The sequence below is a fragment of the Streptomyces prunicolor genome (genome assembly GCF_045162825.1).
GTDB lineage: Bacteria > Actinomycetota > Actinomycetes > Streptomycetales > Streptomycetaceae > Streptomyces > Streptomyces prunicolor.
In genome coordinates this window covers 1,561,306-1,582,299 of record NZ_CP108676.1, presented here as the reverse complement: position 1 = coordinate 1,582,299, position 20,994 = coordinate 1,561,306, and the positions used below count along the sequence as shown (strand labels likewise).

Sequence of the window (20,994 nt, the reverse complement as noted above, 5' to 3'; positions counted from 1 at the left end):
CGTAGATCAGCCCAGCGGCAGCTCCGCGTGCACCTGCCAGTCACCCTCGTCCGGCCCCGTGTGCGCCCGCCCGCCGAGCAGCGCGGCACGCTCGCGTATGCCCCGCAGCCCACTGCCCTGACCCGGGCCCGGTATCGCCGCCGTCAGTGGATTTCGGACCTCCAGATCGAGGGTGTCGTCGGCGACCCGGATACGGACCCGCACGGGGACGGACCCCGCGTGCCGCAGCACATTGGTCAGCGCCTCCTGCAGAATCCGGTACCCCTCCCGGGAGACCGGCCCCGACACCGTCTCCAACGGCCCGGTCACCTCCGCGTCGACCTTCGCCCCGGAGGCCCGCGCCGACTCCAACAGCCGGTCGGCGTCCACCAGCGTCGGCCGGCCGCTCACCGGCCGCTCCGCCTCCCGCAGCACGCCCAACACCCGCTCCAGATCCTCCAGTGCCGCCCGACCGGTCTCCTCGATGGCACCCAGCGCCCGCTCGGTGAACTCCGGGTCGCCCGCCGCACGGGCGGCGCCCGCCTGCACGACGGCCACCGTCAGAGCGTGCCCGATGGAGTCGTGCAACTCCCGTGCGATGCGGTTGCGTTCCAGCAGTTGCTCGGTGCGTTCTTCCAGAGCGGCGAGCTGCTCCGCGCGGGAGGGGCCGAGCAACTTCCGGGCCAGCAGCGTGGCCAACTCGCCGAGGCCGACCACCAGGCCGTAGAACGCGATGAGGGGAAGCGGTGCCAGGAGGGCGTATCCCCAGTGCGGCTGAGCACTGCTGAGCACCGGGACGTCGTCCGGCACATGTCCCATCGCCAGCCCGACGAGGGCGACGGACAGGAGTGGTCCCCAGACGGTCGCGGGCGCCACCACCCACCCCAGCGCCATCCGCGCCTCCAGCCACAACAAGGTGCGGCCCCGGTCCCGCCAGGTCGCCGACGGCGCCTCGGAGATCCCCGAGTCCCGGTCGCCAGGCGTCAGCAGCAGCCGCGCCTGCACGCCCTCGCCCATCCGCACCGCTGGGATCAGAGCGACGGGGATCAACGCGAGCGCGGGTGCGTAAGGCGTCTCCGGGCTGACGAAGAGCCACACGCTGACGATCAACATCGGCACCCAGAGGTGCAGCAGACGCGTATACGTCGTCCCCCGGAGCAGCGGGCGCAGGAAGCGGGCCATTCCGACATCGTGACAGTCGGCACCGACAATCGGCCTCCCCCGGGCGGGGGAGACGATCTCCACCGGCGGGGGAGGCCCCAACTCCCTTGAACGGCGAGGCTGTTGACCATGACCAGCATCGACGTACGAGACCTCACCAAGGAGTACGGCACCCGGCGGGCCGTGGACCACGTCACCTTCGACGTCCGCCCCGGCAAGGTCACCGGATTCCTCGGCCCCAACGGCGCCGGAAAGTCCACCACCATGCGCCTCGTCCTCGGCCTCGACCGCCCAACCTCCGGAACCGCCACCGTCGGCGGCCGCCCCTACGCCGCGCTCACCGAGCCGCTGCGCCACGTGGGCGCCCTGCTCGACGCGCAGGCCGCGCACGGCTCCCGTACCGCCCGCGACCATCTGCGCGCCCTGGCGGCGAGCAACCGCATCCCGGTCGCCCGGGCCGACGCGGTGCTGGAGGAGACGGGACTCGCGTCGGTCGCGCGGCACCGGGTGAAGACGTACTCCCTGGGCATGCGTCAGCGGCTGGGTATCGCCGGTGCCCTCCTGGGCGATCCCGAAGTCGTCCTGCTGGATGAGCCGTCGAACGGCCTCGACCCCGAAGGCATCGTCTGGATCCGGGAGTTGCTGCGCCGACTGGCGGCGGAGGGCCGCACGGTCCTGGTCTCCAGCCACCTCATGAACGAGACCGCGTCCTTCGCCGACCACCTCGTGGTCCTCGGCCGCGGCCGACTCCTCGCCGACACTCCGATGCGGGACTTCATCGACGCGCGCGTGCAACCCCACGTACGCATCCGTACGACGGACGCCGGCGCCCTCAAGAGCACACTCGCCGGGCACGGTCTCGACGCCGTGGAGCAGGAGGACGGGCACTGGACCGTGACGCACGCACGCGTGGAGGAGATCGGCACCCTGTTGTCCGCCGCCGGCGTACCGATCCTTGAACTGACCGCCGCCGAGGGCACGTTGGAGCAGGCCTACCTCGATCTGACGTCCACCGAGACCGAGTTCACCGCACAGAGCCAGGAGGCCTGACCATGGCGTTCACGCCCGTGTTCCACTCCGAGTGGATCAAGATCCGAACCCTGCGCTCACAGGCCGCGGCCCTCGCCGTGATCGTCTTGCTGACGACGCTCTTCTCCGCACTCGCCGCGTCCGACACCGGCGGCGACGACTTCGACCCGCTGTTCGCGGTCTTCTTCGGTGTGGCCTTCGGCCAGATCGCGGCGATCGCCTTCGGCACGACCGCCGTGTCCTCCGAGTTCCAGGGCGGAGCACTACGGCTGTCGCTGGCCGCGGTGCCGCACCGGGGGCGCTGGTTCGCGGCGAAGGCGACGGCGATCGCCGTGCCCGTGTTCGCCGTCGGCCTGGTCACCGGAGTGGTGACGCTGGCGGTCGGCAAGGCAGTGCTGGGCGCCGAGGCCGACGGGCTCGGCTGGGCGGAGCAGGTGCGCGGCGTGGTCGGCTGCGCCGTCTATCTCACGCTGATGGCGTTGCTCGCGGCCGGTCTCACGGCGGTGCTGCGCAGCGGAGTGGCGACGCTGAGCATCGTCATCCCGTTCCTGCTGATCGTGTCCTTCGTGGTCGGCGACGCGTCGAGCGACCTCGCGGACCTGCTGCCCGACCGGGCCGGCCAGGTGGCGCTGCACGAGACCTGGGACGGCGCGATGGGGCCGTGGACCGGACTCGGGGTGACGGCGCTGTGGACTGCGGCGGCGCTGGCGGCGGGGGCGTGGAGTGTGCGGCGCCGGGACGCCTGACCCCGGAAGTGCCGGAACGTTTGCCCCTGCGCGGGGCCTGATGCTCCGCCCATTGTCAGTGGGAGCCGGTTCACTGGAGGCATGAACATCACGCACTCGCTGGCGACGATCGACCTGCTGTGCACCCGGGACTTCCCCGCGGAGCAACGCAGGACGGACGTGGGCACGGGAGGGCCCGGCTATCACATCGCCGAACTACAGACGAGCGGCGACTTCTGGGAGGACGACGGGACGGAGCGGGAGGGGACCGAGGCACAGTACGAGATCGACCGGGACGGACTCGGCGAGCGGCTGATCGAACGCTGGAGTCCGCCCCAAGTCATCGGCCTGGAGAGCGCGTTCGAGGGGTCGCAGGACGGCGAGGACATACCGGAGCCCTGGGCCTCGCTCAGCGCGCACGTGCCGGACGTACACCTGTGGAAGTCGCCGGAGACCGGCCGATGGATCGCCCTCGGCGTGTCCCAGTGGGACAAGGAGCTCCCGTTCCAACTCCTGGCCGTCGTAACGGAGATGGACCCACCATGACGCTCTAGTCCTGCGCGGCGACCCGCAGCCGCCCGAACTCCTCGGCCATCGTCGCCGCGGTCCAATGCGCGTTCAGCCCGCTCGGATTGGGCAGCACCCACACGCGCGTGTCCCCGAACATCCGCTCCTGCGGCCCCACTTGGGCCTTGCGGTCGTCGAAGGCGGCCCGGTACGCGGTCACCCCGAGGACGGCCAGCCAGCGCGGCTTCCACCCCGTCAGCCTCGACGCGAGGAGCTGGCCGCCCTCGCGGTACTCCTCCGGGCTCAGCTCGTCGGCCCGAGCCGTCGCCCGTGCCACCACGTTCGTGATGCCGAGCCCATAGGACAGCAACTCCCCTTGTTCCGCGGGCTTCATGAGCCTAGGCGTGAACCCGGACAGGTGCAGCACGGGCCAGAAGCGGTTGCCGGGACGGGCGAAGTGGTGGCCCGTGGCGGCCGTCATCAGACCGGGGTTGATGCCGCAGAACAGCACGCCGAGGCCGTCCGCGACGACGTCCGGTACGAGACGGTCGCGGGCGGCCTCCAGCTCGGCCTGGGTGAAGCGGGTCAGAGGATCGCCCCCGGGGTGTAACCCGCGGCCTCCGGGTGCTGCTTCGCGAGCTCCTCGACGCGGGCGACGACGACGGCGACCTGGTCGGCCGCGGCACCCGTGAAGGACAGCTTGTCGGCCATCAGCGCGTCCAACTGGGCGCGGTCCAGCGGGATCCGCTCGTCGGCGGCGAGCTTGTCCAGCAGCTTGTTGCGCTCGGCGCCCTGCTCACGCATCGCAAGGGCGGAGGCGACGGCGTTCTCCTTGATGGCCTCGTGCGCGACCTCGCGGCCGACACCCGCGCGGACCGCGGCCATCAGCACCTTGGTCGTCGCGAGGAACGGCAGATAGCGGTCCAGCTCACGCGCCACGACGGCCGGGAACGCGCCGAACTCGTCGAGCACGGTCAGGAACGTCTCCAGCAGCCCGTCGAGCGCGAAGAACGCGTCGGGGAGGGCCACCCGGCGTACCACCGAGCAGGAGACATCGCCCTCGTTCCACTGGTCGCCCGCCAGCTCGCCGGTCATCGAGGCGTAGCCGCGCAGGATGACCATGAGGCCGTTGACGCGCTCGCAGGAGCGGGTGTTCATCTTGTGCGGCATCGCGGAGGAGCCGACCTGCCCCGGCTTGAAGCCCTCGGTGACCAGCTCGTGCCCGGCCATGAGCCGGATCGTCTTCGCCAGCGAGGAGGGCGCCGCCGCGACCTGCACCAGCGCGGTCACGACCTCGTAGTCCAGCGAGCGCGGGTACACCTGGCCGACCGAGGTGAACGCCTGCGAGAAGCCCAGGTGGGAGGCGATCCGCTGCTCCAGCTCCGCGAGCTTCGCCGCGTCGCCGCCGAGCAGGTCGAGCATGTCCTGCGCCGTGCCCACCGGCCCCTTGATGCCGCGCAGCGGATAACGACCAAGCAGCTCCTCGACCCGGCCGTAGGCGACAAGCAGCTCGTCGGCGGCGGTTGCGAAACGCTTGCCGAGCGTGGTGGCCTGCGCGGCCACGTTGTGCGAGCGGCCGGCCATGACCAGCTCGCCGTACTCACCGGCCAGCTTGCCGAGACGCGCCAGAACGGCCACCGTACGGTCGCGCATCAGCTCCAGCGAGAGCCGGATCTGCAACTGCTCGACGTTCTCCGTCAGATCCCGGGACGTCATGCCCTTGTGCACCTGCTCGTGCCCGGCGAGGTCGTTGAACTCCTCGATCCGCGCCTTCACGTCGTGCCGCGTGACCTTCTCGCGCTCGGCGATCGAGGCCAGGTCGACCTGGTCGAGCACCCGCTCGTAGTCAGCGATCGCGCCGTCCGGCACCTCGATCCCGAGGTCCTTCTGGGCCCGCAGCACAGCGAGCCAGAGCTGCCGCTCCAGCTTCACCTTCTGCTCGGGGGACCAGAGCGTGGCGAGCTCGGTGGAGGCGTAACGTCCGGCGAGGACGTTCGGGATGCGGGGCTTGGCGGCAGCGGAAGTCACGTGTACGGAGTTTACCCGGCGTCCTTGAGGGGTCCGGACCGTCAGTTCGGTCCGGAGATCCCAGGTCAAGGACGCTCCGGGCGGGCGGCCGCGAGATGTGTGTGATCGCGAGCCGGGTGTGAGAGGTCGACCGTAGAGGTCAGTCCCCATCGGCATCGCCCCCGAGACCGCACGTCCGCCTCCGACCCGATGGGGTGATTACCCCCAGTAGGCGGAAACCGTACGCCGTCTTTACAAGTCACACATCTCGCATTCATCAGCGAGCACCTCAGGGGGACACATGAGCAACCAGCCGCCCTACCCGTCACAGCAGCCCGGTTGGGGCAACGGTCAACAGCCTTACGGGCAGCCCCCGTTCCAGCCGCAGCCCCCGAAGAAGCGCTCGGTCGGGAAGGTCGTCGGCCTCGGCTGCCTCGGCATCGTCGGTCTGTTCGTCGTCATCCTCGTCGTCGTCGCCGCCATCGGAGGCGGCAGCAGCAACAACGACTCCAGCGGCAGCGGAAACGCGAAGAGCGCGGCGCCCGCCGGCAAGAGTTCCGACAAGGCCGCCGATACGAAGAAGAACGACACCAAGAAGGACGCCACCGACGGCAAGGTCGTCTTCAAGGTGTGGGGCACCGCGCCCGCCGGTGCCCTCGGCGGTCTCGACATCGGCTACGGCTCCGACTCGGACACGCGTAAGGGCACGTTCAAGGACGGCAGTTTCGAGGCGACGCTGACCCTCGACAAGGACGCCCTGTACTACGACGTGCACGCCCAGCTCCAGGGCTCCGGAGACATCAACTGCTCGGTCACCGCGGACGGAAGGACGAAGAAGGGCCACGCGTCCGGCGGCTACAACATCTGCAACGCGCAGCTGAGCAGCAACTTCACCGGGGGGTGGTCGTAACCGTTTCCGCGGGCGCGAGGGTGTTCGCGCCGGAACACGAACGGAACGACTATCCCTGGGGGGACCATGACCGACAGCAGCGTGCCGCCGATGCCGGCGATGCCGCCGAACGAACCGCCGCCACCGGCGAAGAAGCCGCGCACCAACCTCGTCATCATCGGCTCGGCCGTCGCAGTCATCGCCGCCATCGTGGCGACCGGCGTCGTGGTCGTGCAGTCCGGGGTCGGCGAGAGCAAACCGGCTGCCACCGCCGAGTCGAACGCACCCGACGCGGACGCCGTCCCTGCGGAGCAGCCAACTCCGGAGCCGACGTACAGCGAAGTCGACGCCGACAGTTTCGCGATCGGGCTCAAGACCACCGCCCAACACTGCTTCGGGTCGGCCGGCTGCAACGTGACGGTCGAGCCGGACCTGACGTATCTGGGAGACAGCGAGGAGATCGATCCCGACGCCGTGTACGAGATCACCTACGAGATCCACGGCGATGAGTCCGGCCCGGTCATCGAGACGGCCGAGTTGTCGGACGAGACGAACCTGAACTACACGCCGTCCGTGATCAGTACTGCTTCAGCGGGCACGAAGGTGTCAGTGGAGATCACGGACGTCTCGGTCCAGGGGGTGTGAGGCCCCGCGTGTCGGGTGAACAACACGGCCCCGCTCCTGGGCCATCCCGGGTGGGGCCGTCTTCAGCCCCATGTCACGGCCGGGATCTCCGGCCACGGGACTCACGTCATGGCCCGCAGTCCCCACCGTCGGCAAGCTCCGCCAGCACCCCCGCATGACAGACCAACGGCGCACACCAACAAGCCAGCGCCCGCCCCCGCAACGCCGGCACCAGCTCCAGCAGATCAGGCCGCCCCAGCAGATACGCCCGGTACTTCGCCATCACCTCCGCGCGCGTGCCGTCCCGGCGGCGCGTGGGGGTGTCGTAGGCGAAGGGGTTGTAGAGCGGGTGGCGGGGGAGGTCCCAGCCGCCGAGAGTCCAGCGGCGGCCGACGTAGACGATGTCCTTCGGGGCGAGTTCGAGGCGGGGGCCGTACTCGTGGATGTGGCCCCTGACGTTGATCACCCGCGTGGTCATGGGGAGTTACGCCGCCGGGCCCTCGTAGGGAAGCAGGTCCGGGCGTTTCGGGGAGAGGCCGTCGCCGGAGGAGCGGCCGGTGAGGCGGCGGCCGATCCAGGGGAGGAGGTACTGGCGGGTGAAGCGGGCGTCCTCGACGCGGCGGGCGGTCCAGTTCGGGGGCGGGGTCGGGGGCATCGGGGTGCGCCACTCCGGGTCCTCGGGTTCGTAGCCGAGGGTCTGCCAGACTGCCTCGGCGACGCGGCGGTGGCCCTCATCCGTGAGGTGGAGGCGATCGACGTCCCACGCGCGCGGGTCGCCGAGCGAGGGGGCGCCGTACAGGTCGACGACGAGGGCGCCGTGGCGGGCGGCGAGGTCGTCGACGCAGGCGAAGAGCTCCTCCATGCGGGGGCGGAAGCGTTCCAGGACCGGGCCCTGGCGGCCGGGGCTGCGCATCAGCACCAGGTGCTTGCAGGCCGGGGTGAGGCGTTCGACTGCCTCTTCCAGGAGAGCGCGGACGCGGCCCATGTCGCACTTGGGGCGCAGGGTGTCGTTCAGGCCGCCCACCAGCGTGATCACATCGGGCTGCATGGCGGCGGCCGGGCCGACCTGCTCCTCGACGATCTGCGCGATCAGCTTGCCGCGCACGGCGAGGTTGGCGTACCGGAAGCCGGGCGTCCGGGCGGCCATCCGCCCGGCGAGGAGATCGGCCCAGCCCCGGTACGTACCGTCCGGGAGCAGGTCCGACATGCCCTCGGTGAAGGAGTCGCCGATCGCGACCAGGCTGGTGTGCGTGGGATTCGTCTGCATGGCGACGAAGATGATATCCCGCGTCCATACCCGCCGGTAGGTCGGCCTCCACCGGCCGCCACCAGCACCCGTCCGGCTTCGAAGCCACGCCCGCCGGCCTCCACCGGCGCCGGCCTCGCTTCCAGCCGTGACCGCCTGGCTTCCAGCCGTGAGCGTCGGCCTTCGACCGGCGCCCGCCGGTCCTCCAAGCCGCGCGCCCGGCCTTCACCAGCGCCTGCTGGTCCTCCAAGCAGCCCGCCCCCGGACAGTGGGCCGCTCCGCAGGACGTGCAGCCTCCGCCACAGTCGCCGTCCGTGCACAACCACGCCACGGTGACCTCCCTGCCGTCCGACGGCTTCGCCCCACCCGCACCCGGCCTCCACCAGCGCCTGCCCGGCCTCCGGCCGCCCGCCGGCCTTCCACCGGCGCCCGCCGGCCTTCCACCGGCGCCCGCCGGTCCTCCAAGCCGCGTCCGCCTGGCTGCCGCCAGCGCCCGCCCGCCCCCCAAGCCGCGGCTGGCGGCCTCGAAGCCACGCGTGCCCGGCCGCCACCAGTACCCACCCGCCCGCTACCAGTACCCGCCCGGCTTCCGCTGGTACCCGCCCGGCGTTCGCCGGTCCCCCCGCCCCGCCCTACGCCCGCTGCCCGAACAGCTCCCGCAGTACGTCCTCCATGGTCACCAACCCGGTCAGCCGCCCCTCCTCGTCCAGCACCGCCGCGAGATGCGTACGGCTGCTGCGCATCGCGGTGAGGACGTCGTCCAGGGGTGTGTCCTCCTTCACGTTCGCGATGGACCGCATGTCCTCGACCCTGAACGGTTCGTCGTGCGGTGAGGCGTCCAGCGCGTCCTTGACGTGGAGGTAGCCGATGATCCGGCGCTCGTCGTCCACCACCGGGAAGCGGGAGAAACCGGACTCGGCCGACAGCACCTCCAGCTCGGCCGGGGTGATGCCGGCGACCACGTAGTCGACGCGTTCGAGGGGGAGTACGACATCGCGCACGGGCCGCCTGCCCAGCTCCAGGGCGTCGTTGAGCCGTTCCAGGGCCCGTTCGTCGATGAGGCCCGCCTCACCGGAGTCCCTTACGATCCGGGCGAGTTCGGCGTCCGAGAAGGACGCCGTGACCTCGTCCTTGACCTCGACCCGGAGCAGCTTGAGCAGGGTGTTGGCGAACGCGTTGATCGTGAAGATCACCGGACGCAGCGCCCGCGACAGCGTCACCAGCGGCGGTCCGAGGACCAGCGCGCTGCGCACCGGCTCGGCCAGGGCGATGTTCTTCGGCACCATCTCGCCGAGCAGCATGTGCAGATAGGTCGCCGCGGCCAGCGCGATCACGAAGGACACCGCGTGACCCGCGCTTTCCGGGACGCCGACCGCGTGGAACACCGGCTCCAGCAGATGCGCGATCGCCGGTTCCGCGACGATGCCGAGCACCAACGTGCAGAGCGTGATGCCGAGTTGGGCCGCGGCCATCAGCGCCGACACGTGCTGCAGACCCCACAGCACGCTCTTGGCCCGCCGGTCGCCCTCCTCGGCGTACGGCTCGATCTGGCTGCGGCGCACCGAGATCAGCGCGAACTCGGCGGCCACGAAGAAGGCGTTGACGACCAGCGTCGCCAACCCGATCAGCAGTTGTACGGCGGTCACAGCTCCCCCTTGGCGGAGTCGGAACCGGATCCGGAATCGGAGCCGGAGCCGGAATCGGCTTCGTCGAGCGGCGCGTGCAGCAACAGCCGTGCGGCCCGCCGCCCGGACGCGTCCACCACGTCGATCCGCCACCCGGCGACCTCGACGACGTCCCCGACCTCCGGAATCCGCCCCAGCTCATTTGCCGCCAGCCCGGCCAGCGTCTCGTACGGCCCCTCCGGCGCCCGCAGTCCCACGCGCGCGAGCTGGTCCATCCGGGCGGCGCCGTCCGCCGAGTACAGCGTCCGGCCGTCGTCGTCCGCCCCGGCCGGAGCCAGGTCGGGCGTCTCGTGCGGATCGTGCTCGTCCCGTACCTCTCCTACGACCTCCTCGACGATGTCCTCCAGGGTCGCGACCCCGGCCGTCCCTCCGTACTCGTCGATGACGACCGCCATCGTGCGCTTGCCGGACAGCCGGTCCAGGAGGCGGTCCACGGTGAGGGACTCCGGGACGAGGAGGGGTTCGCGCATCACCTCGGCGAGGGGGAAGCGGGCCCGTCGGTCGGCCGGTACCGCCAGGACGTCCTTGATGTGGACCGTGCCGACGACCTCGTCGAGGTTGCCGCGGTAGACCGGGAACCGGGACAGCCCGGTCGCCCGGGTCGCGTTCGCCACGTCCTCGCACGTCGCCTGGGCGTCGAGGGCGACGACCTGGACGCGGGGCGTCATCACGTTCTCCGCGGTGAGGTCGGCGAGGTTGAGCGTCCGTACGAACAGCTCGGCGGTGTCCGGCTCCAGGGCGCCCTCCCTGGCGGAGTGCCGGGCCAGCGCGGCCAGCTCCTGCGGCCCGCGCGCGGAGGCCAGCTCCTCGGCCGGCTCCAGACCGAAGGCCCGCACCACATGGTTGGCCGTGTTGTTCAGATGGCTGATGAACGGGCGGAACGCGGCACTGAACCAGCGCTGCGCGTTCCCCACCCGCTTCGCCACGCTGAGCGGCGACGAGATCGCCCAGTTCTTCGGCACCAGCTCGCCGACGACCATCAGGAACACCGTCGACAGCGCCGTACCCAGCACCAGCGCGACGGACTTCGACGCGGAGTGCGAGATGCCCAGCGATTCCAGCGGGCCCGAGATCAGCGCGGCGATCGACGGCTCGGAGAGCATGCCGACGACCAGATTGGTGACGGTGATGCCGAGCTGCGCCCCGGAGAGCTGGAACGTCAGATTCCGTACGGCCTTCAGGGCACCCGCGGCGCCCCGCTCGCCGCGCTCGACCGCACGCTCCAGCTCACCGCGCTCGACGGTGGTCAGCGAGAACTCGGCCGCGACGAAGGCACCGCAGAGGAGCGAGAGCAGGATCGCCACCAGCAGCAGAAGCACTTCGGTCATCGGGTCACCTCCGTCCCATGATCGGACAGGGCAGGGAGGTTCGCGCGATGTCGCGTACTGGGAGGCTCGCCCATGGGCGGACGCTCACACCTTTCGTGGAGTTCTGGAACTACGAGTCGTCCGCCAATAGTAAAGGATCAGCAAAGTGATCAGGTGGTGAGATGCTTCACCCAGCGCCGCCACTGTTCCTCGGGTGCGTACCCCGCCGCGCGCCACGCATGCTGTCCGGTCTCGTTGCGCTCCAGCACCATCGCGTCCCCGCGCCGCCCGCCCAGCGCCACGAACCGCTCCTCGGCCGCCGTGAGCAGTGCAGAGCCGATGCCCTGGCGGCGGTGCTCCGGGTGCACGGCCAGCCGGTAGAGGTGACAGCGCCAGCCGTCGAAACCGGCGATCACTGACCCGACGAGCCGTCCGTCGCGTTCCGCGAGGATCAGTGCGTCGGGATCCCTGTCGATGAGCCGGGCCACGCCGTCGCGGTCGTCGCTGATGCTCGTGCCTTCGGCGGCCTCGCGCCAGAAGGTCAGGACGGCGTCGATGTCGGGGAGGGTCGCGCTACGGATTTGAAGATCACTCATGGGGCGAGCCAAGCAGAGGAACGGCGGGTGTAACCAGTGGGTTTCGGCGCAATTCCGCGGCCACCGGTGCGAACGCCTCCATGTACGGCTCCAGCACGGTGAGATACGAGAAACCGTACCGGTCGCGCAGCCCGCGCACCTTCGCGGTGATCTCGTCCAGGGTGCCGACCAGGAAGACGGGCAGGTCCAGCACGTGCTCCAGGGACAGGTCCGGTCGGCGGTCCAGCAGCGGCTGGAGTGCGCTCGCGGGGTCGTCCGTCACGGCCACCAGCTGGATCAGGAGGTTGAGTTCGGCGGGCTCTTCGCGGTCGGTCGCGAACTCCCGGTACCGGGCGACGCGTTGGCCGAACTCGGCGGCGTCGACCGGCGCCAGCCTGCCCGTCGTACTGCCAGGTTCCAGGCTCGCGCCCGCGAACGCCGCGATGTCCGCGTGCTCGGCGGTCAGGCGCAGCATGCGGTCGCCGTTGCCGCCGAGGAGCAGCGGTACCCGGCACTCGGCGGCGTCCAGCAGCCGCCCCAACTCCGCGATGGTGCGCCGCAGATGGTCGATGCGCTCACCCGGCGAGCCGAAGGGCAGGCCGGCCGTGTCGTGCTCCGCCTGTACGTAGCCGGTGCCGAGCCCGAGTTCGAGGCGTCCGCCGGTCAGGTCGTGGGTCGTCGTCACCTCGCGGGCCAGCAGAGTCGGGTTCCAGAAGCCCGCGTTGAGCACGAACGTGCCCACCCGTGGCCGCTCGGTCGCCTCCGCCGCCGCGACCAGCGCCGGGAACGGTGCGACCATGCCCAGATGATCGGGGACCAGGATCACGTCGTAGCCGAGTTCCTCGGCCCGGCGGCATCTGGTGTGCCACTCGGCGGCGGGCGCGGACGTGAGCAGGCTGACCCCGAAGCGGAACGGGCGCGGCATGAACTCTCCTCGCAGGCAGGTGACCTGACCGAGCGTCACATGGTGTGAGTCGCTGTCGCGATTCCATCACTCGTGCGCGATCGCCGCCAGCACGTTCATCCGGGACGCGCGGAGCGCCGGGAGCAGGGCCGCCACGATGCCGACCACCGCCGAGCCGACCACCACCGCGACGATCGTGGTCCACGGGATCGCGAGCGCCGTCATGCCTTGCAGCGCCAGGACCTGTTGCGCGCAGACGCCCCACACCAGGCCAAGACCGAGCCCCAGCACCGCGCCGAACACGGCGATCACCACCGACTCCAGCCGGATCATCCGCCGCAGTTGGCGCCGCCCGAGTCCGATCGCGCGCAGCAGGCCGATCTCCCGGGTGCGCTCCACGACCGACAGGGCAAGGGTGTTGACCACGCCGAGCACCGCGATGACGATGGCAAGGCCGAGCAGCGCGTACACGAGATAGAGCAGTACGGCGATCTGGTCGTGGACCAGTTTCTTGTAGTCGGCCTGGTCGCGGACCTGGACCTGCGGATAGGGCTTCAGCGTCGTCTCAAGGGACTTGCGGAGCTGGTCGGCGCCCGTACCGGAGGCGGCGTTCACGTACAGCGAGGAGTCCTGGCCGTTCGGGACGTACTTCTCGACCGTGGCGATCCCGAAGAACAGCCCGCCCTGCGTCCCGAACCCGCCCGAGGAACCCTGATCGCTCAGGGCGCCCACCGTCAGCTTCGTGGTGCGGCCGCCCGGGAACTCGACGGGGAGCACACTGCCGATCCGTACGCCGTGCTTCTTCGCGAAGTCGACGTCCATGGCGAGGTGCCCGGCGCTGAGTGCCGAACTGGTGCTGCCCTGCGCGTACTTGATGTGGGCGACGTCGTCGAGCGGGGTGTCGTAACCGGCGGCTGTCGTCTCCACCCGCCTGCCGTCCGGCAGTCGGACCGCGAGGGGCGCGAAGCGGGCCCGTACGACGAGACCGACGCCCTGGGTGGCGCGCACATGGTCCGTGACCTCCTTGGAGAACGGCAGGAAGTTGCCGTTCTGGATCACGAAGTCGGCGCCCAGGGTCTTGTCGATCTGCTGGTCGAAGGACTTGGACATGGACGCGCTCGCCACCGACATACCGCCGACCAGGGCCAGCCCCACCATCAGGGCCGCCGCGGTGGCGCCCGTACGGCGCGGATTGCGCAGGGCGTTGCGTTGGCTCATCCGGCCGACCGAACCGAACAGGGCGGGGAAGGCGCCGCCCAGCACCCGGATCATCGGGCGGACCAGCAGCGGGCCCGCGATCACGGTCGCGATCAGCGTGAGGACGATGCCGAGGCCCAGGAGGGAGGAGGACGAGGCCGTGCTCGTCGCGGCGGCGCAGCCCGCCAGCGCGGCCACCCCGATCGCCCCGACGATCGAACCAACGACCGCACGCACCCTCAACGGCCGCCCCACGCCCGCGACTTCGGCGTCCGCGAGGGCCGCCATCGGGGAGACGGTCGCAGCGCGCCGGGCCGGGAGGTACGCGGCGACGAACGTGACGCCCACACCAACCACGTAGGCCGCCACCGGAGTCGGCCAACCGACCACCATCTCCGTGGTCTTGAGGTTCATCCCGAACGCGGTCATCAGCTTGATCAGCCCGGCCGCGAGCCCGATTCCGGCCGCCAGACCGAGAGTCGAGCCCACCAGCCCGAGCAGCAGCGCCTCGGTGAGCACCGAGCGCCGCACCTGCTTCCGGTCGGCGCCCAGGGCGCGCAACAGGCCCAGTTCGCGGGTGCGTTGGGCGATCAGCATCGAGAACGTGTTGACGATCAGGAAGATGCCGACGAGGACCGCGATGCCGGCGAAGCCCAACATCACGTACTTGATCACGTCGAGGAAGCCGCCCAGACCGGCGGCGGCCGACTTCGCCTGCTCGTCGGCGGTCCTGATGTCGTACGTACCGGAGGAGTCGATCGCGGCGGTCACCCGCTGCTTGAGTACGGCGTCGTCGACACCCTTCGCCGCGTCCACCGAGATGCTCGTGGCGCGGTCGGGTGCGCCGAGCAACTGGTCCTTCGCGGTGGCGGGGTCGAGGAAGACCAGCGCGGCGCCGGGGTTGGTGGTGGTGAAGGTGGCGATGCCGACGATCCGGACCTTGAAGCTGCCGGGCTGTGCCTGCACGGTCAGCGTGTCGCCGATCTTCACGTGCTTGTTGTCGGCGGTGTCCGCGTCGAGGAGTGCTTCACTGGCGCCCTGTGGGGCGTGCCCCGAGGTCAGTCTCACCGGGCTGCGGTCGGTGAGGTACCAGTCGGTGGCGATGGTGGGGGCGCCCGTGGTCGGGCCGACGGACTTGTTCTTGCTGTCGACGACCACGATGTTCTCGACGGACACGTCCGCGTGGGTCGCGGCGACCCCGGCCACCTTCGCCACCTGCCCGGCCAGCGCGGCGGGCACGGTCTCGGTCGCGCCGGTGGGCACCGAGGACTTGAGGTCCTGCTTCGGCTCGACGGTCACATCGGCGGAGGTGGACGCGAAAAGCCGGTCGAAGGTGCGCGTCACCGTGTCGGAGAAGATCAGGCTGCCGGCCACGAACGCCACCGACAGCACGACGGCGAGCGCCGAGAGCAGCAGCCGTCCCTTGTGCGCGAGGAAGCTCCGGAGGGTCGCCTTCAGCACGGGTTCAGTCCTTGTCGAGGGTTACGTCGGGCATGTCATCGGAGGAACCGGGTCCAGGGCTGGTACCGGGGCCGGGGCCGTCGAATGGGGCCCGCGTCGGGTCGAACCCGGGGGTCTGGGGGTTTCCCCCAGAAAAGAGGCGCATCCGCTCCAGCACCCCCTCCGCCGTCGGTCGCTCCATCTCGTCCACGATCCGCCCGTCCCCGAGGAAGATCACCAGGTCGGAGTGGGCTGCGGCGCCCGGGTCGTGGGTGACCATGACCACGGTCTGCCCGAGATCGTCCACGGCATTGCGCAGGAAGCCGAGTACTTCGAGGCCCGCCCGTGAGTCGAGGTTGCCGGTCGGCTCGTCCGCGAAGATCAGCTCGGGGCGGGAGGCGAGCGCCCGCGCGCAGGCCACGCGCTGCTGCTGGCCCCCGGACAGCTGGGACGGCCGGTGCTTCAGCCGGTCCCGCAGCCCGAGCGAGTCGATGACCTGGTCCAGCCACTTCTGGTCCGGCTTCTGCCCGGCGATGTCCATGGGCAGGGTGATGTTCTCGGCCGCGTTCAGGGTCGGGATGAGGTTGAACGACTGGAACATGAACCCGATCCGGTCCCGGCGCAGCCGCGTCAGCTCGCGGTCCTTCAGCCCCGTGATCTCGGTGTCGCCGAGCCACACCTGTCCGGCCGAGACGGTGTCGAGTCCCGCCAGGCAGTGCATCAGCGTGGACTTTCCCGAGCCCGAAGGGCCCATGACCGCGGTGAAACGGCCCCGCGCGATGTCCACGTCCACCGAGTCCAGGGCGAGCACGGCCGTCTCGCCCGAGCCGTACGCCTTGGTGAGCTTGCGGGCGCGGGCCGCGATCCCGCCGGCCGCGGCCTGGCCTGGCGCGTGCTCCGCAGTAGATGTGGACAAGACAGCCCCCTCGGATTCCCGCACTGGTGGACGTGCCGACTCCGTACTCCGGGCCGAGCCTAGTGTGACGCGCCGCACACTCGATATCCCCCGTGCGACCGAGACGGTCTCCACCCCAGGTCGGGCCCCCGATACCGGTGTAAGGGGCACTCTCCACCCCCGCCGTCCGCCCACCGGCAGCCCTTGCCGGTGCTAGCGATCCGGCGCTAGCGTCTAGGTATGGCGAAGACCCAGCTGAACGTACGCGTGGACGAGGGCACCGCCCGCGCGGCGCGTGAACGTGCCCTGGCGCGTGGCATGAGCGTCAACCGCTACATAGAAGAGCTGGTCAGACAGGACACCGGCGAAGTCGGCCACACGTTCGTCGAGGCCGCGGCCGACTTCATGAAGCAGTACGAGTCCGTCTTCGCCGACGAGTTCGGTGCCGACGGGTCGAGCACCCGCGAAGGTCGCCGCTGATCCCTTGAACAACCTCAGGATCGATCTCGCCTGGCTGCTGATGCTCGCCGAACACAACACACCCGGAGACCCCCAGGTCACCGACTGGGGCGCGCTCGTCGCCGCCGTCGCACGCCACCAGGCCGACATATTCGACGTCCCCGTCTACGACAGCCCGCACGCCCGCGCTGCCGCCTTACTCCAACTCCTCATCCACGTCCCCGCGTTGGAGCGCTCGAACGCCCTCTTCGCCTCCGCTGTCGCATACGCCTACCTCGTCGCCAGTGGCCTGAAGGTCGTCACCTCGCCCGAACAGGTCCGCGATCTGGCCCGGTTGGTCAAGAGCGGCGAGGCGTCGGTCGACGACATCGCGCGCGAACTGCGACAGTGGAGCCTGTGATCACTCTTCGGCGTCAGGGCGCCACGCGGTACCCAGGACGCAGTAGGAGGTCGGCAGCGTGGGCCCCTTCTCGGGGATCAACACCCGCCGGTACGGCCCGAGTTCGAACCCGGCGTCGCGCAGCGCGGCGACCGGGTCGCGGGCCAGATGGCAGCCGCCGTTCAGCGGTGGCCACAGCGTGCGGTCCAGGGCGCGCTGGGTGAACGCCATCGCGGGCCCGCCGCCCCGGCCGTGCTCGAAGAACCGTACGACTCCGCCGGGCCGTAGCACCCGCCGTGTCTCCGCGAGCGCCCGTGGCACATCGCGCACGCTGCACAGCACCAGAGACAGCACGACCGCGTCGAAGGCCTCACTCTTGACGGGCAGCTTCTCCGCCGCACCCGGCACCACGTCGACGGGCACCTCGGAACGGAGCGCGGACTCCACGGCCAGCTGCCGCAGAGTCCGCTCGGGCTCGATCGCGACGACTTCCGAGACGGCGCTCGGATAGTGCGCGAAGTTCAGGCCGTTCCCGGCCCCGATCTCGATCACCCGCCCGGAGAGCCCGGCGAGCAGCCGGTCCCGCATCCCGGCCAGGCCGAACCGCGACTCGGCGCTCACACTGAAACGGGCGTAGTAACGGGCGAACAGCGGGTGGTGGACGGCGTCCCGCGGCACAGCGCCAACCGTGCCGGAGCCTGCGGACCTGAGCGGCATGACGACCTCCCGGACCGGACCGGGCCGAAGCCGGTCTCTACCGGGATTGTCCCCCTTGCCGCCCTTGACCACCCCCGCTGCCGCCCCGGGCCGGTCAGGAGATGAAGTCCCGCACCTGCTCGTAGACGCCGTGGTCGTTGTTCATGTCGGTGTGCGAGATGCACCCGACGTCGACATTGGTCGCCCCGCTCAGCTCGGCCGAGGTGTCCGGGTCGATCGCCGCGTCGCAGTCCGACCAGTAGGCCGCGTACGACACGCTGCCGGGCGTCTCGTCACCCGAGTTGAGCGCGGTGAGGAAGGAACTCCCCGTCTGCATCTCCTTGCAGGACGTGTACAGCCAGCCGCAGAGCGAGGCGATGCTCGTCCCGTGGTTCACCCCGGCGACCGACACGAAGTCGTCGACGTACGAGGTCCCGCCGAGGTTCTTGAGGTAGTAGCGGCTGTTGAGCGCACCCATGGAGTGGACCACCAGGTCGACCTTCGAGGCGCCGGTGCTGGCGAGGACGGACTTGATGTAGGTCGAGAGCGTCGAAGCGGTCGTGACGTTCGACTTCGTCCAGTCGTACGAGATCGCGTACAGCTCGGAGGACGAGTAGCCGTCCGCCTCGAAGTCCGCGATCCAGTCGTCCCAGCTGGTGGAGTCGCTGCTCAGACCGTGCACGAACACGATCGGGTTGTGGCTCGCCGCGTGAGCGGGCGTCGAGGCCAGGGAGAGTGACAGAAGGAGCGAGGTGGTCACGGCCGACAGAGCCGTGGCGATGCGACGCTTGCGGCGCTGCATGATGCCTCCTGATACGGGTGGGGTTGTCAGGAGTGTCGGCGCGGGTCTACGCGCGCCGCATCGGCGAAATCGCCGGTCTTTACGGGTGAATTAACTCGCCAGTAACGTCAGTTGTGTGCTGACTCCGGTGAACCCCACTTCCCTAGACCGCACTTCGCCCCCGTCGCGCACCGACACCGGGCGAACCTTCGACCCCGCGCTCCCCGAAGGGGTCCGCATCCGGCTGCTGCGCGCGGTCTACGGCGACCCGCGCGCCGCCGCCGAACTCCTCCCGCGCCTGACCCCACGCCAGGCCGCGGGCCTCGACCCCCTCCCGACCGAACCGGCGTCCCTGGCACCGGAGTTGCTCGCCCGGTACCGCAGGGCGATCCGTGCCCTGCCCGACGACACGCGTCTGCTGTTGCTGCTCGCGGCGGCGGACCAGTACCCGGTCGCCACCCACGCCTTCCTGCGTGCCGTCGCGGCGGCCCGGCTCGACACCCGGCCCCTCGAAGCCGCCGAGACTGCAGGGGTCGCGCACGCGACGGCCGGCGGGGTGGTGTTCCGCGACGCGTGGACGAGAATCGCCGCGTACGAGACCGGGTCTCCGGCGGACCGGCGGGACGTACACCGGTTGCTGGCACGGGTGTTGCGCGCCGAGGGTGAGACACCGCGACGTTCCTGGCACCGGGGCGCGGGCGCGCTCGGCCCCAGCGTGCGGCTCACGGCGGAACTCCGTACAGCGGCGCAGAAAGCGCGGGACACGGGTGAACACGCCCTCGCCTGCGCCCTGGTGGAACGCGCGGCAGCCCTTTCCAGTGACCCCCGCGAACAGTCCCGCCTCCTCAACCGCGCCGCCGGTGACGCCTGGCAGTCCGGCGAGGGCGACCGGGCGCGAAGACTCGCCGCCGCGACGGACAGCGACGCGTTGAACGGGGTGTTCGCGCTGCGGGCGGGCAACGCGGCGGAGTCTTTCGACGCGCTGCTGACAGCCGTGGCGCGACGGGAACTGGCCGAATCCGGCGCCGACTTGAGACCGGCGCCCGGGTCGACCGAGGAACCCAGCACGGTCGCCGTACCCCGAACTCCCGCCCCCGACCACGCCGTTCACCTCCTCGCCCGCGCCACCGAAGCCGCCATATACACCGGGGACCTGAGACGGTGTCGGGAGGCGGCGGCCGTCGCCTCCCGGGTCGGGATCGTGCCGCACGGAACGCTCGGGGGACTGGCCGCGGCTTTCGAGGGGCGGTACGAGGACGCGCGGGATCTGCTCAAGGCCGCCGCCGGGAGATGCGGGCCCGGGGGTGACCCCACCCTCCTCATCCATGCCGGGATCGCCGCGCTGATGCTCGGCGACCACACCCGCGCCACCACCGCCACCGTGCGGGCGGCGGCCTCGGCGAGAGCGCGGGGCGCGACCGTGGTCGTGGCGCAGGCGATGGAGTTCCGGGCGTACGCCGAGTTCTGGACCGGGCATCCGAGGGCCGCCGAGACGGCCACGGCGGACGCCCTGTGGCAGGCCCACGCGACCGGCCAGGACAACGGCGCCTGCCATCTACAAGCAGCGCTCGCCATGTTCGCGGCGCTCACGGGGGACGGCGACGTCTGCCGGGAACGTGCCGCTGCGGCCCGCTCGTACGCCCTGGGCCGAGGCCTGGGCCTACCGGCCGCCCTCGCGCAATGGGCACTCGCCTACCTCGATCTCAGCAGCGGCCGTTTCGCCGCCGCGGCGGCCCGGCTGCGCGCGCTCGCCGGGTTCGGGCCGGGCCACGGCCACCGGGCGATCCGGCACCTGGCCACCCCGCACTACGTCGAGGCCGCCGTCCGTAGCGGCGACACCCGTATCGCCCGCGCCGCACACGCCGACTACGACCGCTGGGCACGTGCCGTACGCAGCCCCGACGACCTCGCCCTCAGCGCCCGCTGCCGGGCCCTGCTCGCGCCCGGTGACGAAGCGGTCGAGCACTACCGCATCGCCCTCGACCTCCACGCACGCGGCACCCGCGACTTCGAACGGGCCCGCACCGAGCTGCTGTTCGGCGGCGCCCTGCGCCGACTGCGCCGCCGCACCGAGGCCCGCGACCGCCTGCACACCTCGCTGGAGGCCTTCGAGTCCTTCGGCGCCCCGCACTGCGCCGCCCAGGCCCGAGCCGAACTCCGCGCTCTCGGCACACCGGTCGGCGCGACTGCCCTTCCCACACCGGGAGCCCCCACAACCTGCCTGACCGCCCAGCAACTGATGGTCGCCCGCATGGCCGCCGACGGCGCCACCAACCGCGAGATCGCGGTCCGCCTCGCCCTCAGCCCGCGCACGATCGACCATCATCTACGGGGTGTCTTCAGCCGGTTGGGCATCCGGTCGCGGATCGAACTGGTACGGCTGCTGGCGGAGGGGGAGGCCTCGTAGACGGGACCGCGTCGGATCGAGGTGGCGGCGTTGCCGGCTCCGGCGCCGTGATCACACCAGCCATCGTGCGATCATCTCGCACTTGCAGCGGGCCGGATCGGT

At 70.8% G+C, this 20,994-nt stretch carries 21 protein-coding genes; 8 read left to right on the top strand and 13 right to left on the bottom strand.

What is annotated here, in order from left to right:
• Positions 1-6: 6 nt before the first annotated feature.
• The gene (locus OG588_RS07155; protein ID WP_405946547.1) at positions 7-1,161 is read right to left on the bottom strand and encodes a sensor histidine kinase; all 1,155 of its coding nucleotides are present in this window, start codon (positions 1,159-1,161) and stop codon (positions 7-9) included.
• A 108-nt stretch (positions 1,162-1,269) separates the two neighbouring features.
• On the opposite strand from OG588_RS07155, the gene OG588_RS07150 reads away from it, so the two are divergent.
• The 3 genes from OG588_RS07150 to OG588_RS07140 all read left to right on the top strand — a co-directional run bounded on the left by OG588_RS07150 (position 1,270) and on the right by OG588_RS07140 (position 3,440).
• Complete coding sequence (locus OG588_RS07150; RefSeq protein ID WP_405946546.1) at positions 1,270-2,190, top strand: ATP-binding cassette domain-containing protein; 921 nt, start codon at positions 1,270-1,272, stop codon at positions 2,188-2,190.
• A gap of 2 nt (positions 2,191-2,192) precedes the next feature.
• Positions 2,193-2,915: an ABC transporter permease gene (locus OG588_RS07145; protein ID WP_405946545.1), complete on the top strand. Its 723-nt coding sequence runs from the start codon at positions 2,193-2,195 to the stop codon at positions 2,913-2,915.
• A gap of 81 nt (positions 2,916-2,996) precedes the next feature.
• Complete coding sequence (locus OG588_RS07140) at positions 2,997-3,440, top strand: hypothetical protein (protein ID WP_405946544.1); 444 nt, start codon at positions 2,997-2,999, stop codon at positions 3,438-3,440.
• A gap of 4 nt (positions 3,441-3,444) precedes the next feature.
• Here OG588_RS07140 and mug read toward each other — a convergent pair whose 3' ends face one another.
• Positions 3,445-3,990 (bottom strand): G/U mismatch-specific DNA glycosylase, encoded by a 546-nt coding sequence (gene mug / locus OG588_RS07135; protein ID WP_405953066.1) that lies wholly within the window; start codon positions 3,988-3,990, stop codon positions 3,445-3,447.
• Positions 3,987-5,429, bottom strand: coding sequence for an adenylosuccinate lyase (gene purB / locus OG588_RS07130; protein ID WP_405946543.1), 1,443 nt, complete (start codon positions 5,427-5,429; stop codon positions 3,987-3,989). Before purB ends, mug begins: the two co-directional genes overlap by 4 nt.
• Positions 5,430-5,709: 280 nt before the next feature.
• On the opposite strand from purB, the gene OG588_RS07125 reads away from it, so the two are divergent.
• Both OG588_RS07125 and OG588_RS07120 read left to right on the top strand, forming a co-directional pair.
• Positions 5,710-6,318, top strand: coding sequence for a hypothetical protein (locus tag OG588_RS07125; protein WP_405946542.1), 609 nt, complete (start codon positions 5,710-5,712; stop codon positions 6,316-6,318).
• Positions 6,319-6,384: 66 nt separating this feature from the next.
• Positions 6,385-6,942, top strand: coding sequence for a hypothetical protein (locus OG588_RS07120; RefSeq protein ID WP_405946541.1), 558 nt, complete (start codon positions 6,385-6,387; stop codon positions 6,940-6,942).
• Positions 6,943-7,048: 106 nt separating this feature from the next.
• Here the strand turns inward: OG588_RS07120 and OG588_RS07115 are convergent, their stop codons facing one another.
• The 8 genes from OG588_RS07115 to OG588_RS07080 form a co-directional block, all read right to left on the bottom strand.
• Positions 7,049-7,399 (bottom strand): DUF4326 domain-containing protein, encoded by a 351-nt coding sequence (locus OG588_RS07115; protein ID WP_405946540.1) that lies wholly within the window; start codon positions 7,397-7,399, stop codon positions 7,049-7,051.
• Between the two features lie 6 nt (positions 7,400-7,405).
• On the bottom strand, positions 7,406-8,188 hold the full coding sequence (locus tag OG588_RS07110) for an SGNH/GDSL hydrolase family protein (RefSeq protein WP_317775195.1): 783 nt from the start codon (positions 8,186-8,188) through the stop codon (positions 7,406-7,408).
• Between the two features lie 611 nt (positions 8,189-8,799).
• On the bottom strand, positions 8,800-9,813 hold the full coding sequence (locus tag OG588_RS07105) for a hemolysin family protein (protein WP_405946539.1): 1,014 nt from the start codon (positions 9,811-9,813) through the stop codon (positions 8,800-8,802).
• Positions 9,810-11,180, bottom strand: coding sequence for a hemolysin family protein (locus tag OG588_RS07100; protein ID WP_405946538.1), 1,371 nt, complete (start codon positions 11,178-11,180; stop codon positions 9,810-9,812). Before OG588_RS07100 ends, OG588_RS07105 begins: the two co-directional genes overlap by 4 nt.
• Before the next feature lie 149 nt (positions 11,181-11,329).
• Complete coding sequence (locus OG588_RS07095; RefSeq protein ID WP_405946537.1) at positions 11,330-11,755, bottom strand: GNAT family N-acetyltransferase; 426 nt, start codon at positions 11,753-11,755, stop codon at positions 11,330-11,332.
• Complete coding sequence (locus OG588_RS07090) at positions 11,748-12,659, bottom strand: LLM class F420-dependent oxidoreductase (protein WP_405946536.1); 912 nt, start codon at positions 12,657-12,659, stop codon at positions 11,748-11,750. Before OG588_RS07090 ends, OG588_RS07095 begins: the two co-directional genes overlap by 8 nt.
• Before the next feature lie 66 nt (positions 12,660-12,725).
• A complete protein-coding gene (locus tag OG588_RS07085; RefSeq protein ID WP_405946535.1) occupies positions 12,726-15,296 on the bottom strand; it encodes an ABC transporter permease in 2,571 nt (856 codons plus the stop codon).
• 4 nt (positions 15,297-15,300) lie between these two features.
• Positions 15,301-16,191 (bottom strand): ABC transporter ATP-binding protein, encoded by an 891-nt coding sequence (locus tag OG588_RS07080; protein WP_405946534.1) that lies wholly within the window; start codon positions 16,189-16,191, stop codon positions 15,301-15,303.
• 219 nt (positions 16,192-16,410) lie between these two features.
• Between OG588_RS07080 and OG588_RS07075 the strand changes: the two genes are divergently transcribed.
• Together OG588_RS07075 and OG588_RS07070 are read left to right on the top strand one after the other, a co-directional pair.
• Positions 16,411-16,650: a hypothetical protein gene (locus OG588_RS07075; RefSeq protein ID WP_019059514.1), complete on the top strand. Its 240-nt coding sequence runs from the start codon at positions 16,411-16,413 to the stop codon at positions 16,648-16,650.
• Between the two features lie 4 nt (positions 16,651-16,654).
• On the top strand, positions 16,655-17,029 hold the full coding sequence (locus tag OG588_RS07070) for a hypothetical protein (protein WP_019059515.1): 375 nt from the start codon (positions 16,655-16,657) through the stop codon (positions 17,027-17,029).
• On the opposite strand, the gene OG588_RS07065 is transcribed toward OG588_RS07070, so the two are convergent.
• Complete coding sequence (locus OG588_RS07065) at positions 17,030-17,725, bottom strand: class I SAM-dependent methyltransferase (protein ID WP_405946533.1); 696 nt, start codon at positions 17,723-17,725, stop codon at positions 17,030-17,032.
• Positions 17,726-17,819: 94 nt separating this feature from the next.
• A complete protein-coding gene (locus OG588_RS07060) occupies positions 17,820-18,506 on the bottom strand; it encodes an esterase/lipase family protein (RefSeq protein ID WP_405946532.1) in 687 nt (228 codons plus the stop codon).
• Between the two features lie 115 nt (positions 18,507-18,621).
• Between OG588_RS07060 and OG588_RS07055 the strand changes: the two genes are divergently transcribed.
• The gene (locus tag OG588_RS07055) at positions 18,622-20,892 is read left to right on the top strand and encodes a LuxR C-terminal-related transcriptional regulator (RefSeq protein ID WP_405946531.1); all 2,271 of its coding nucleotides are present in this window, start codon (positions 18,622-18,624) and stop codon (positions 20,890-20,892) included.
• The last annotated feature ends 102 nt before the right edge of the window (positions 20,893-20,994 follow it).

Excerpts from the sequence above, each read along its gene's own strand:
- OG588_RS07155 (WP_405946547.1), bottom strand. The coding sequence starts at position 1,161 with ATGGCCCGCTTCCTGCGCCCGCTGCTCCGGGGGACGACGTATACGCGT.
- OG588_RS07150 (WP_405946546.1), top strand. The coding sequence starts at position 1,270 with ATGACCAGCATCGACGTACGAGACCTCACCAAGGAGTACGGCACCCGG.
- OG588_RS07145 (WP_405946545.1), top strand. The coding sequence starts at position 2,193 with ATGGCGTTCACGCCCGTGTTCCACTCCGAGTGGATCAAGATCCGAACC.
- OG588_RS07140 (WP_405946544.1), top strand. The coding sequence starts at position 2,997 with ATGAACATCACGCACTCGCTGGCGACGATCGACCTGCTGTGCACCCGG.
- OG588_RS07125 (WP_405946542.1), top strand. The coding sequence starts at position 5,710 with ATGAGCAACCAGCCGCCCTACCCGTCACAGCAGCCCGGTTGGGGCAAC.
- OG588_RS07120 (WP_405946541.1), top strand. The coding sequence starts at position 6,385 with ATGACCGACAGCAGCGTGCCGCCGATGCCGGCGATGCCGCCGAACGAA.
- OG588_RS07115 (WP_405946540.1), bottom strand. The coding sequence starts at position 7,399 with ATGACCACGCGGGTGATCAACGTCAGGGGCCACATCCACGAGTACGGC.
- OG588_RS07110 (WP_317775195.1), bottom strand. The coding sequence starts at position 8,188 with ATGCAGACGAATCCCACGCACACCAGCCTGGTCGCGATCGGCGACTCC.
- OG588_RS07100 (WP_405946538.1), bottom strand. The coding sequence starts at position 11,180 with ATGACCGAAGTGCTTCTGCTGCTGGTGGCGATCCTGCTCTCGCTCCTC.
- OG588_RS07095 (WP_405946537.1), bottom strand. The coding sequence starts at position 11,755 with ATGAGTGATCTTCAAATCCGTAGCGCGACCCTCCCCGACATCGACGCC.
- OG588_RS07090 (WP_405946536.1), bottom strand. The coding sequence starts at position 12,659 with ATGCCGCGCCCGTTCCGCTTCGGGGTCAGCCTGCTCACGTCCGCGCCC.
- OG588_RS07075 (WP_019059514.1), top strand. The coding sequence starts at position 16,411 with ATGGCGAAGACCCAGCTGAACGTACGCGTGGACGAGGGCACCGCCCGC.
- OG588_RS07065 (WP_405946533.1), bottom strand. The coding sequence starts at position 17,725 with ATGCCGCTCAGGTCCGCAGGCTCCGGCACGGTTGGCGCTGTGCCGCGG.
- OG588_RS07060 (WP_405946532.1), bottom strand. The coding sequence starts at position 18,506 with ATGCAGCGCCGCAAGCGTCGCATCGCCACGGCTCTGTCGGCCGTGACC.